Raw genomic sequence first — 11691 nt, 5'->3', positions numbered from 1 at the left:
CGAAGGGCGGATATCCAGCCGCGTCTGAATGTTCATCGCTCAAACGTCCGCTTTGGGTCGAAAACTACCAGCCTACTATGCGGCCTTCACCCTCTTGCCGCCCCTTCGCTTCCACCGCAGCGCCATCAGGCCCAGATAAATCGCGCCGTAGATAAGCGGCTCAAGCTGGAAGCCCTTGCGCATCATGAAGAAATGGATCACGGCCAAAGGGGCGATGACATACACAAGCTTATGAAGCCGCTGCCACCTTTTCGCGCCCAGGCGTTTGATCATGCCCTTGGTGCTTGTGATCGCCATGGGGGTAAGCATGAGGAAAGCGGCCATTCCCACGGTGATATAAACCCGCTTGATGATATCCGCCCACAAGCCTGCCCAGTCCCACAACAGGTCCAGCCACAGGTAGCTTAGGATATGGGTGCAAACGTAAAAGTAGGCGAACAGCCCCAGCATGCGCCGGAACAGGATCGGCTTTGGCGACTTAAGCACGCGCGAGAGCGGCGTTACCGCGAGTGAAATCAACAGAAACCGAAGCGCCCAGTCGCCCGAAAAGCGGTTGGATGTCTCATTTGGGTTGAACCCCAGGTCGTGCGGCGCGCCCGCAAACGCCTGCCACCAGTTGAAGGCCAGCCAGGCGAACGGGATAAGGCAGGCGGCAAACACCAGTGGTTTGCCAAAGCGCCTGAGGTTTGGGACACTAAAAATCTGCATCAAGACATCCGGCCTTTTCGACAATTCATATTTCTGGTCATATTTCTGGCCATGCCCACCCCAATCGTCACTCGCCGACCCGATCGGCGAGTCCACGCCACGCTCTTACCGCATGGATTCGCCGGTCAAGCCGGCGAATGACGACAACACTATTCAATAATATTTCGCCAAATCCATGCCGTCATACATATGCGCCACCTGATCCGCGTAGCCATTGAACATGAGCGTCTTCCTTTTGCCGAACTCGCCAATGCGGCGCTCGGACGCCTGGCTCCAGCGCGGGTGGCTCACGCGCGGGTTCACGTTCGAATAGAAACCATATTCCGATGGCGCGGACATGTTCCAGCTGGTCTTTGGTTCCTTGTCAGTGAAATGGATGCGCACGATGGATTTGATGGATTTGAAGCCGTATTTCCACGGCACCACAAGGCGGATGGGTGCGCCGTTCTGGTTCGGCAGTTCCTTGCCGTAAAGCCCCACGGCCAGGAAGGTCAGCTCATTCATCGCTTCGTCCATCCGAAGCCCCTCGCGGTAAGGCCAATCGAGCACGTTAAAGAAGCTTTTCACGCCCGGCATCTGGCCCTTGTCCGCCAGCGTTTCAAACGCAACATATTTGGCGCCCGACTGTGGAGCGACCTTCTTGAGGACACCCGAAAGCGGCACGCCAAGCCATGGGATCACCATCGACCAGGCCTCCACGCAGCGAAGCCGGTAGATGCGTTCTTCGAGTGCCGAATAGTCGATCAGGTCTTCAAGCGCATAATCGCCCGGCTTGTCGGTCATGCCGTCCACTTTCACCGACCATGGCGCAACCTTCAGCCGCCAGGCGTTCTCCGACGGGTCACCCTTACCGGTACCGAATTCATAATAATTATTATAGTTGGTCACCGCGTCATATGGCGTCAGCGTCTCGCCGGGGTCAAAGGCAGTTTTGGTGTGCGCCAGTGTCTTGAGCTGCCGCTCTGTCGCCGCCTGCAGTGCTCCTGTGCCCGCAAGTGCTGCCGCACCCGCAAGCGCGCCCGCGCCCGTCATGAAGCGCCGCCGGTCCAGATAGACCGCCTCGGGGGTGACTTCACTTTCGCTCAAGTGCCAGCTTTTTGTCCGCTTGATAAACATGCCATACTCCGGTTTCTGCTTAGCTTAAATCTAGCAAAGGTCTTGATCCGGTCCAGTCACGCTTTGGTGCACGCGGCGTGAGCGAGCCGGGAAATCCTTTGTATTTGCGCAACACAAAACCAAAACACCCCTGGCTTTACGCGCAGCGGGGGCCAACGGATGCACCAAGGCAACGCAAAATAAGGGCGAAACATGTGTTCTTTTGGTTGAAAAGGCTTGCAAATACCCCCTCATTCGCTAACTATCTGGTCACTTGTCGAGGGGTCGACATCGTGGAAAAATGCGGGGATGGGCCGTATTCAATCACGTTTTGGCCTGTACCGCGCCAAGAAGGCTTGCGGCACGCCCTGCACTGGGCACTTGACGGAATTGTGACTTTCGCCAATGGATTTGGCCTCAAGTTTAGGGTTTAAAGGCCAGTAACTGGATGACTGACGCGCTCGAAAAGCTGCAACATTCGAAGGCAACGCAACAGCTTGTTCAATTCTGGCTGAATTTGCCCCGCCCTGAAGGACAGGTTTGCCCCCGGCGATCCGACTTTTCTTCCGCCCAGATTAACGGGTCAATTTCCGAAGTATTCCTGAGCGAATGGGAAGACAGCGAAGTCCTGCGGGTCGTACAGGCTGGTACCGTGCTGGACCGCCATATCGGCATTGACATGACGGGGACAAATATTTTCGACATGACGCCAGAGGAACTGGTTGAAGACGAACGCACCTACTATAAAGCGCTCCGCGACCAGCCTTGCGCCGGCATGATCACGCGCAGCATGATCAATTTCGCCGATGTGCCGTTCGTCTATCGTACCATCCAGCTACCGCTCCTCGACCCGTTCGGCAAGGTCGTCTATTTTGTCGGCACAGGGGTGGTAATCGAAGGCGATGACCTGGTGGCGCAATTCGGCCGCAGAAGTTTCCGGCGCACCCGTCTGGTGGAACGGCATTTCTTCGACATTGGCGCCGGTACGCCGCCGCCGGAAAAAGCAGGCCAACTGAGCCTGGGCGGTCCGCTGCATCCGCCAGCGCCGCGCGGCTAAACTCACCGACCATCCGCCAACAGCAAAACGGGCACAACCAGTGTGCCCGCCGTGTGCCTTTTTTTTACTGAGCTGTGCCCTTTTCCAAGGCGCGCTTAACGCTGGAAATCATAGACGCTGCCAAGCTTCAGGATCTGCGTCAGCTCGTCCAGTGCGCTGAAGCTTTCCTCCATCAGCTGCGGGTCCGCCAGATCGTCAACCGCAAGGCGGTCACGGTAATGCTTGTTCGCCCAGGCTTTCAGCGTTTCCGTGAGCGCGTCATCAAGGATGCTGTTCGATCCCATGGCATTGATATCATCGTCAGACATGGCCACGCGAAGGCGCAGACACGCCGGGCCACCGCCGTTACGCATGCTTTGGCGCACATCCAGATAGTCCGCGTGGGCAATCGGCCCGCCAGAGCTAACCAGCTGATCCACATAGGCTTTTGTGGATGGCGTTTCCGCAACTTCCGTCGGTAGGATCAGTGTCATACCTTCTCGTTTCGGTGCCGAAATAAGCTGGCTGTTGAACAGATAGCTCTTGACCGCGTCCGCAATTGGCACTGCGCTGGCGGGTACGCGCACGAACTGCATCTCCACATCGCCCATCGCCGCCTGGATATCGCGGTCCAGCTGGTCCGGGTTCTCAAACGCCTGCTCGTGGTAGAAATGCACATTCTTGTTCGACACCGCCACCACATCATTATGGAAGGCGCCGGCGTTGATCGCCGCCGGATTCTGCCGCACGAACAAGGTCTTATCGCCGCGTGTCGCATGCATGCGCGCGATGGCGCGGCTTGCTTCCTCGGTTTGGCGCCCCGGGTATGTGAGGTCTGCTGCCGTCTCGAACGCGCCCCGACCATAGACATAAAGCGCCACACCGGCCTCGCCGTAATCAGCGCAGAAGCGGCTGTGGTTGGCCGCGCCCTCGTCGCCCATGTGGGTGCCGCCGACAAGCGGGTCATGGTGCTTGAACCGCTCACCTTCCGGGAACATCACCTTCAATATCCGCCCCGTCACCCGTGCCTCGATGGACCGGTGGTACATGGCCGCCAGGTTTGCAGGCGTAAAATGCGTGCGGCCGTCCGCCGTGTCGGGCGCCGGCGAAATGGTCGCCGCGTTCGCCGTCCACATGGTTGCTGACGAACATATATTGGCTACTAGCGCCGGGCTTGCCTTCCAGGCAGCCGCCAGCATTTCGGCGTCAGAGCCGGTGAAGCCGTGGTCTCGAAGCGTCTTCAGGTGCGGCCGGTCATGGGGTGGCAGGACGCCCTGTGTCATACCCAGGGACTGCAAATGGTTTGCCTTTTCAAGACCTTGCAGCACGCCTTCGCGCGGGTTCGCCACCATGCCCTTGTGCTTCGCCGACGCCACGTTGCCGTAGGAAAGCCCCGCATAATTGTGGGTGGGGCCAACGATGCCGTCGAAATTTACTTCACGCCAAGCCATCAGCCTTCTCCTTCATTGAAATTGAGCCCTGTTGGCAGCGCGCCCACAGCAACCTTGCCCTCTGCCTGCTCCATCGTGGCCACGCCGTAGGAGCAATAGTCCGCCGCATAATAGGCGCTTGGCCGGTGGTTGCCTGAAAGGCCAATGCCGCCGAACGGCGCGGTAGAGGCCGCGCCCGTCAGCTGCTGGTTCCAGTTAACGATCCCGGCTTTGGCACGCGGGTAGAAGGCGTCATAGTTGTTACGGTTGTCTGAAATCAGGCCAGAGGCCAGCCCGAACCGGGTGTTGTTAGCCTCACGGATGGCGCTCTCGAAATCCGGCACGCGAATGAGCTGCAGGAACGGCCCGAAGACTTCCTCATCCGGGCGGTCAGCTACATCTGTCACATCCATCAGGCCTGGCGTGAGGTATGCGTCGCCGCGCGCAAGCTTCTCAACCCGGCGGATCACCTTGCCGCCCGCAGCTTCCAGCGCTTCCTGCGCTTTCAGAACATTATTCGCAGCATGGCCGCTGACCACCGGCCCCATGTAGGGCTGCGGGTCATCGTTCCAGGCACCAACGGTGATGCCGTCGATCGCGCGGGTGAGCGTGTCGATAAAAGCATCACCTTCTGCACCAACCGGCACAATCAAACGCCTCGCGCATGTACAGCGCTGGCCACTTGAGATAAAGGCGCTCTGCACCGTCATCACTGCCGCTGCGGCATGGTCTTCCACTTCATGGACGATCAGCGGGTTGTTGCCTCCAAGTTCCAGCGCCTGAATGACATTCGGTCGGTCCACCAGTTCGCGTGCGATGATCTGCCCGGTACGGGCGCTGCCAGTAAACAGAAGGCCGTCGATATGCTTGTTGGCGATAAGCGCCGCGCCCGTGTCGCGGCCGCCCTGCACCAGATTGAGCACGCCTTTCGGTAGTCCTGCATCATCCCAGCATTTCACCATCAGCTCTGCCACGGCTGGCGTCAGCTCGCTGGGCTTGAACACGATGGTGTTGCCCGCGATCAGCGCCGGTACAATATGGCCGTTTGGCAAGTGACCGGGGAAATTATAAGGGCCAAAGACCGCCATCACGCCGTGTGGCCGGTGCGCCAGCTTCGACCGGATCGCGCCGTTCACCGCTTCCTTGAAGCCTGTGCGCTCGTCATAGGCCTTGAGGCTGATCTCAATCTTGTTGGCCATGGCTGTGGCTTCGCCGGTGGCGTCCCACAGGGTCTTGCCTGCGTCCTTCGCCACCAGTTCAGCCAGCTCCGCCTTGCGCTCAACCAGAATTTCGGCATAGCGACGAGCGATCGAGACACGGTCTTCGAACGGCGTCATAGCCCAGGTGTCAGCCATGCGCGCCGCGGCGCTTACTGCCGCGTCGACTTGGTCGGCCGTCGCTTCACGGCCGGTCCAGATGACCTCGCCGTCTGCAGGGTTCACGGAACGAAATTCTTCACCGGCACCCTCAAGCCAGGCACCGTCAATAAAATGTGTCATGACAAACTCCCTACTCTGCCAGTTGCGGTGGCACGCGGCGACCGATAGGCGCATACATGATTGGGTCCCCAGCCTTGAGGTGCAGGGCCGCGGCTGCTTCTTCCGGAATCCAAAGGCCACTAGAGCCTTCAACCACGTTCGTGAGCACCACGCGGAAGTCATCCAGGGACGGATTACAGGCCATGTGCATCGGGTCATGCCCGCCGCCTTCAACGGTACCGCCAAGCTCGCCAGACACGCTTTTGCGCAAGGTCCAGATGCCGCGCTTGTGCACTTCCATCGCCGGGCCACCATCGAAGATGTCTACCGAGCGGGAGAAGCGGAAACCTTCTTTCTCAAGGAGCTTGATCGCCGGGCGCGCGCTGTCGTGTGGCTTGCCGATCACGGCTTTGGCTTCTTCAGGCAGCAGCGCCGTATAGATCGGGAACTTTGGCATCAGGTCAGAAATGAACTGGCTGTTGCCAAGGCCGTTGATCCGGTCTGCGGTCTTGAAATCCATGCCGAAGAAGTGACGACCCAAAGCTTCCCAGAACGGTGAGTTGCCGTTTTCGTCCACCCAGCCGCGGATTTCGGAAATCACCTGATCCGAGAAACGGTCCGGGTGCGCAGCCATAAGGAGATAACGCGCCTTTGACATCAGCTTGCCGACATTCTCTTTGCGGTAATCTTCATCCACAAAAAGCGTCGCAACTTCAGTAGCACCCACGAAATCGTTCGATAGCTGCAACAGTTCAGTATCCACCCGCATTTCGGGCTCGTGGCTCACCTGCGTCTGGTGCAGGATGCGGTAGCTATAGAAAGGCTTATCCAGGCCCACACCTACGAGGAGCGCGCTTGTGCCGACAATCTTGCCCTCCTTCGGGTCTTCCATGACCAGGAGATAGCTGGTCTTCTTGTTCATGTCCGGCGGGTTTGAGAAGGCCTCCATGGATTCCCTGACTTTTGCCTCAAGCGCCTTCTTGTCCACCGGCAGGGTTGTCAGCCCCGTGCCTGTTTTTTTGGCGAGCGCCTGCAGGCCATCAAGATCTTTCAATCGTGCTGGTCGCACCACATACATGTGCCATATCCCTTATTCTGTGTCCGGGCAGCATATCAGGGCCCCGGTTGCCTAAGTGGCCTTTTGGCCAAGTCTTCAAACCTCAGTGATGCGCGAAATCCCCTTCTGTGCGCATCATGCGGTTTTGGCTTTCACCACGTCGTCGAGCTGACCGCTCGCGAAAGCCAGAAGAATAAGAGCGGAAAGTTTAGCCCTTTCCGCAAAACTGTCCACGCAAACGAACTCGTCCGCGCTATGGATGTTCGCGCCGCGCACACCCAGTGTATCCACGTTTGGCAGGCCCGCAGCCGCCAGGTTATTGCCCTCGCAGCAGCCGCCAGTGGGCACGTAATCGATTTCAATCCCAAGGTCCGCGCCGCATGCCTTGATGGCGTCCATCAGCTTCTGGTTGGCGTCACTGAGTGCCTTGGGCGGGCGGTTGATGCCGCCATGAAGCGACACATCAAAGCCGTCCTCGGCCCCAAAGCGCGCGACAATCTTGTCCAGCTCAGCCTGGAACCATGTGGCGTCTTCCGGCTCCTTCAGGCGCACGTTGAAGCGGCACCATGCCATATCAGGCACAACATTCGGCGCCACCCCGCCACTGATCACCGCCGGGTTCACCGTCAGTTCCGGCCGACCGTCCGTAAGCGCCGCCAGGTCAGCAATGATCTTTGACAGGTGCACCACGGCATTACGACCCGCATGGAATTCGCGCCCCGCATGGGCGGCCTTGCCGCGCACCACGATGGTGAAATTGCCGCTGCCCTTCCGGGCGCCCGCCAGCGTGCCGTCCGCGAGCGCAGGCTCATAAGTCAGGCCGATATCCGCCGCCTTGGCGCGCTCTGCGAGCAATGGGGCCGTAGCCAGCGAGCCGGTCTCTTCGTCCGGCGACAGCAAAATTTCCCAGCCCACGCTTGAAGCAAGCGGCGTTTCCTCAAACGCCATCAGCGCATTGAGGATAACGATGATGCCGCCCTTCATGTCAGCCACACCCGGGCCATTGAGCGTGCCCGCGTCAAGCCACACAGGTTCCTGAAACGGGTGATCCTTGGCGAACACCGTATCTGTATGGCCTGTCATCAACACCTTGCGGTTGGCATGCGGGCGCTTGAAGATACGGATGGTTCGGCCATTCTTTACCGTGACCACCTCGCCCTTCTCATTGACCGCCTCGCCGTCCGCAAGGTCGATCAGCTCCACCTCAGCACCAAGGGGCTCAAACGCCTCAAGGATCAGCGCTTCCATTTCAGCCAGCCCCTCAAGGTTCCGACTGCCGCTGTTCACGCGCGACCAAGCAATCACCGTGTCGACCATATCTTGCTGGCGCGCGTCGATGCGGTCCAGGGCAGTCCTGGCTTCATCATAAGACGGCAGATTCTTCAGCAGGCTGGTCATACAGGCTCCGTTTTCACTGGTTGATGCGTGTTTCGGTATCCCTCATGGGTACGGGGAATCCCCCACCATCGTCAAGGGACCGGCGGGGCCGAAAGCCCAGTATCCTAGATTATACGGTCGCAGCTTGCCTAAACCGCAGAAATGGCGGTTCGGCTCATCGCATCCCGCGCTCAATTCATCGCATCATCCCAAAGTTCCATCACTTTTTGCGTAAAGTGAAAGTACAAAAAAACATGAGAGATATGAGGTTCACTTATATTTCACTTGTCCTAAAAGAACCGCAAAGGGTGTGGGGCAAGAAAAAAAGCGAGGATGTGTTATGAAAGCTCTGATTGTTGATGGGGAAGAACTTCTCCGTCTCTCCCTTAGGGAAGTGATTCTGGTATCCGGTAATTTCCAGGAAATTATGGAAGCCAGCAGTGAACATGAATTTCTGGCGAAAACCGCCAATCATGATGACCTTTCCCTGATTATTGTTCACCCCGGATCTTTGGGCAACGACGGCATCGACTGCATGAAGCTGGTGCGCCGCCTGTATCCTGACGCCGCAGTTGTGACGATACTGGACCGCGAGGGCCAACGCACCAATGACTGCGCCGGTGCCGTGAGCGTGGAACGCGGCGCCAGCGTGGCAGAGATGGTCACCGCCATCCGTCGGGCGCTCAAACTGCCGCTTGATGGTTTCGGCGCTGTTGCAAGCAGCCCTGCTGCCCCGAACGTGCGCGGTGCGCTTGAAAGCGGCATGGGCCGTGCGCCCGCACCCCGCCACACGGTTGCGGAGTCGGTGGACCTGAGCCGCCTTTCCTATCGCCAGAAGCAAATCCTGGCCATGGCCGCAGACGGCCTGCCAAACAAAGAAATCGCCGCGCGGCTTGATATCGCGGAAGGCACTGTGAAGGCGCATATGCATGCCATCTTCAAGGTGCTGGGTGTGTCGAACCGCACGCAGGCGGTGATCCGCTATGGTGCTGTTGGCCGCGGGCCAGCGCAGTCGAGCGGAACCTCCCAAAACTCCCCCAGCTGGGCCTATGCGGCCGCAAGCTGATAACAATACGCACTAGCTGCCAAGAAGAAGGCCCGAGCAGACATGCCCGGGCCTTTTTCTACTTAGCGGCGGAACAAACCCGCCCAACGGCTTTGGATTCCCTTATCATCCAGATGCTCCAGAACGTCCTCATGCCTAACTCCTTCGAAGCGCTTTAAGACTGAAGCCAACGCAACCTTGAAGTCTTCGGCAACCGCCACAGAGGCATGCCCTTCGTAGCACTCCAAACAAATCGACTCCTCTTTGCCATCGAAAAATGTGACAATGTTTGCAGAGTCCACATAGAGTTCAATTCTGACTAACTTGTCTGCTGTCAAAAAACCGCAATATGGCTCATCGTCTACCGCTGGAAGATGTTCAAACTCTGCAGCAAACCCGATTCCCCGTTCTGCCAGCATTGTAGCCGTGAAAGTGGAAAGGTCTCGTTGAAAGAAGGTTCTTCGCGGGAGCAAGTCCATTTCAAACTAGCCTTTCTACAAGCAAAGACTTCTATAACTTACCAGCCAGATGCTTGATCACGGCGGAGAAGTCTTTGCCGCCGAAGCCCGCGTCGTCCATCGCTTTGTAAATCTCGCGGGAAAGCGCACCAAGGGGCGTGTTCGCACCGGTGTCGCCCGCCGCATCCATGGCGATGCCGAGGTCCTTGAGCATCAGGTTGGTGGCGAAGCCGGGGTTATAGTCGTTGTTCGATGGGGCCGTGGGCACAGGGCCCGGCGCCGGGCAATAGGTGGTCAGGGACCAGCACTGGCCGCTTGCGTTCGATGCCACGTCAAAAAACGTCTGGTCATCCAAACCGAGCGCACGACCCAGGTTGAAGGCTTCGGATACCCCGATCATGGAGATGGCCAGCAGCATGTTGTTGCAGGCCTTGGACGCCTGGCCGTTGCCTGCATCGCCGCAATGCACGATCTTGCCCGCCATGGGCTCCAGCACAGGTTTGGCGCGCTCAAACGCCTCCGCGCTACCACCGACCATGAAGGCGAGTGTGCCTGCGGCCGCACCGCCCACACCGCCGGAAACCGGCGCGTCAACCATTTCAAAACCGGCGTGATGGGCGCGGTCAGCGACCTTGCGGGCTGTTGCCACATCGATAGTGGAGCTGTCGACAAACAGCGCGCCGTCCTTGGCCGCCTTGGTGACATCTGCATACACACTTTCAACGATCTTGGCGTTCGGCAGCATGGTGATCACCACATCCGCGCCGTCGACCGCGTCATGAACGCTGTCGAACGCCTGGCCACCAGCTTCAACGAGGCCCGCTTTGGCATCAGCCGACAGGTCAAACCCGCGTACGGTCATGCCGCCGGAGACCAGATTTTTCGCCATTGGCAGGCCCATGTTTCCAAGGCCGATGAATGCAACTGTTGTCATCTGTTCTCTCCCTACTCGGCAATATCAAGTTCCAGATCGTCCAGCGACCTGAAATAGGTTTCAATCTCTTCGTCCGACACGCGGTCCAGCGTGTTCGGGTTCCACTGCGGGTTATTGTCCTTGTCCAGAAGGATGGCGCGCACGCCCTCGGAAAAATCATTCCCGGCCATCACCCGGTTCACCATGCGGTATTCCATGCGCATGTTGTCGCGGAACGTCTCCAGCACCTCACCGCGGCGCAGTTGCGCGAACGTCAGCTTCAGGCTGGTGGGTGACTTGGTCATCAAAATCTTGAACTGCTTCTGCGCCCACTCGCTTTCGTCGATTTCAAGCGCGTGCAGGACTTCCTCCACGCGAACGCCCGCGAACGCGCCGTCGATTTCATCGAACACTTCGGCCATTGGCGCGGGCTCTGGGTCCTTGTGGAATTCATCCAGCACCACCTGCACGCAGTCCTCGCATTTGATCTCTTTCTGGCTCAGCTTGTAGACGATGGCGTCGATGTCATTGCTTGAAACCACATGGCTGGCGATCCCGAGAGCATACAGGTCAGGCGCCTTGATACGCGCGCCAGTAAGCGCCAGATACATGCCGGTTTCGCCCGGAAGGCGCGGTAGGAACCAGCCACCGCCCACATCAGGGAACAGGCCAAGGCCGGTTTCCGGCATGGCGAACAACGTTTTTTCTGTCGCGACCCAGAAATCACCGGGGATCGAAACGCCAACGCCGCCGCCCATGGTGATGCCGTCCACCAGCGCCACATAGGGCTTGGGGAACTCATCGATGGCGATGTTCATCAGATATTCGTCGTGGAAGAAATCACGCCACTCGGTGGTGCCGTCTTTGTAAGACTGCGTTACCTTCACCACGTCGCCGCCGGCGCAGAAGGCCTTGTCGCCGGCGCCCACAACCACAACCGCCTGCACAGACGGCATGATCGCCCATTCCTTAAGCTGGCGGGTGATCTCCACCGCCATATTGTGCGTCAGGCTATTCAGCGCCTTGGGGCGGTTGAGCGTGATCAGGCCGATGGTGCCGCGATGCTCGAACAGTACTTCAGCGTCCGTCATGGT

At 58.6% G+C, this 11691-nt stretch carries 11 protein-coding genes; 2 read left to right on the top strand and 9 right to left on the bottom strand.

Going from position 1 to position 11691, the window contains the following annotated elements:
• Positions 1 to 75: 75 nt before the first annotated feature.
• Together ACFO5Q_RS05330 and msrP are read right to left on the bottom strand one after the other, a co-directional pair.
• Complete coding sequence (locus tag ACFO5Q_RS05330; RefSeq protein WP_068149906.1) at positions 76 to 708, bottom strand: protein-methionine-sulfoxide reductase heme-binding subunit MsrQ; 633 nt, start codon at positions 706 to 708, stop codon at positions 76 to 78.
• A 153-nt stretch (positions 709 to 861) separates the two neighbouring features.
• Positions 862 to 1824 (bottom strand): protein-methionine-sulfoxide reductase catalytic subunit MsrP, encoded by a 963-nt coding sequence (msrP, locus tag ACFO5Q_RS05325; RefSeq protein ID WP_068149605.1) that lies wholly within the window; start codon positions 1822 to 1824, stop codon positions 862 to 864.
• Positions 1825 to 2251: 427 nt separating this feature from the next.
• Here msrP and ACFO5Q_RS05320 point away from each other — a divergent pair, with 427 nt between their 5' ends.
• A complete protein-coding gene (locus ACFO5Q_RS05320; RefSeq protein WP_068149611.1) occupies positions 2252 to 2860 on the top strand; it encodes a PAS domain-containing protein in 609 nt (202 codons plus the stop codon).
• Between the two features lie 95 nt (positions 2861 to 2955).
• Here ACFO5Q_RS05320 and astB read toward each other — a convergent pair whose 3' ends face one another.
• The 4 genes from astB to ACFO5Q_RS05300 all read right to left on the bottom strand — a co-directional run bounded on the left by astB (position 2956) and on the right by ACFO5Q_RS05300 (position 8202).
• On the bottom strand, positions 2956 to 4290 hold the full coding sequence (gene astB / locus ACFO5Q_RS05315) for an N-succinylarginine dihydrolase (RefSeq protein WP_068149613.1): 1335 nt from the start codon (positions 4288 to 4290) through the stop codon (positions 2956 to 2958).
• Entirely contained in the window at positions 4290 to 5768 is a 1479-nt protein-coding gene (gene astD / locus ACFO5Q_RS05310; protein ID WP_068149617.1) for a succinylglutamate-semialdehyde dehydrogenase, read from the bottom strand. Before astD ends, astB begins: the two co-directional genes overlap by 1 nt.
• Positions 5769 to 5778: 10 nt before the next feature.
• Positions 5779 to 6825, bottom strand: a complete 1047-nt coding sequence (locus tag ACFO5Q_RS05305) for an arginine N-succinyltransferase (RefSeq protein WP_068149620.1) — start codon at positions 6823 to 6825, stop codon at positions 5779 to 5781.
• Between the two features lie 114 nt (positions 6826 to 6939).
• Positions 6940 to 8202 (bottom strand): hydrolase, encoded by a 1263-nt coding sequence (locus ACFO5Q_RS05300; protein ID WP_068149623.1) that lies wholly within the window; start codon positions 8200 to 8202, stop codon positions 6940 to 6942.
• Positions 8203 to 8521: 319 nt separating this feature from the next.
• On the opposite strand from ACFO5Q_RS05300, the gene ACFO5Q_RS05295 reads away from it, so the two are divergent.
• The gene (locus ACFO5Q_RS05295; protein WP_068149626.1) at positions 8522 to 9247 is read left to right on the top strand and encodes a response regulator transcription factor; all 726 of its coding nucleotides are present in this window, start codon (positions 8522 to 8524) and stop codon (positions 9245 to 9247) included.
• 62 nt (positions 9248 to 9309) lie between these two features.
• Here ACFO5Q_RS05295 and ACFO5Q_RS05290 read toward each other — a convergent pair whose 3' ends face one another.
• Genes ACFO5Q_RS05290 through ACFO5Q_RS05280 form a run of 3 tightly spaced genes read right to left on the bottom strand, consistent with a single transcriptional unit; the run spans position 9310 to position 11688 of the window.
• A complete protein-coding gene (locus ACFO5Q_RS05290) occupies positions 9310 to 9705 on the bottom strand; it encodes a hypothetical protein (RefSeq protein WP_068149627.1) in 396 nt (131 codons plus the stop codon).
• A 31-nt stretch (positions 9706 to 9736) separates the two neighbouring features.
• On the bottom strand, positions 9737 to 10618 hold the full coding sequence (mmsB, locus tag ACFO5Q_RS05285) for a 3-hydroxyisobutyrate dehydrogenase (protein ID WP_068149630.1): 882 nt from the start codon (positions 10616 to 10618) through the stop codon (positions 9737 to 9739).
• A gap of 11 nt (positions 10619 to 10629) precedes the next feature.
• Positions 10630 to 11688, bottom strand: coding sequence for an enoyl-CoA hydratase/isomerase family protein (locus tag ACFO5Q_RS05280; RefSeq protein WP_068149633.1), 1059 nt, complete (start codon positions 11686 to 11688; stop codon positions 10630 to 10632).
• Between the last annotated feature and the right edge of the window lie 3 nt (positions 11689 to 11691).

Source organism: Kordiimonas lipolytica, assembly GCF_042651265.1.
GTDB lineage: Bacteria > Pseudomonadota > Alphaproteobacteria > Sphingomonadales > Kordiimonadaceae > Kordiimonas > Kordiimonas lipolytica.
The sequence above is the reverse complement of the archived record's forward strand: the minus strand, read 5'-3'. Positions and strand labels throughout refer to the sequence as shown.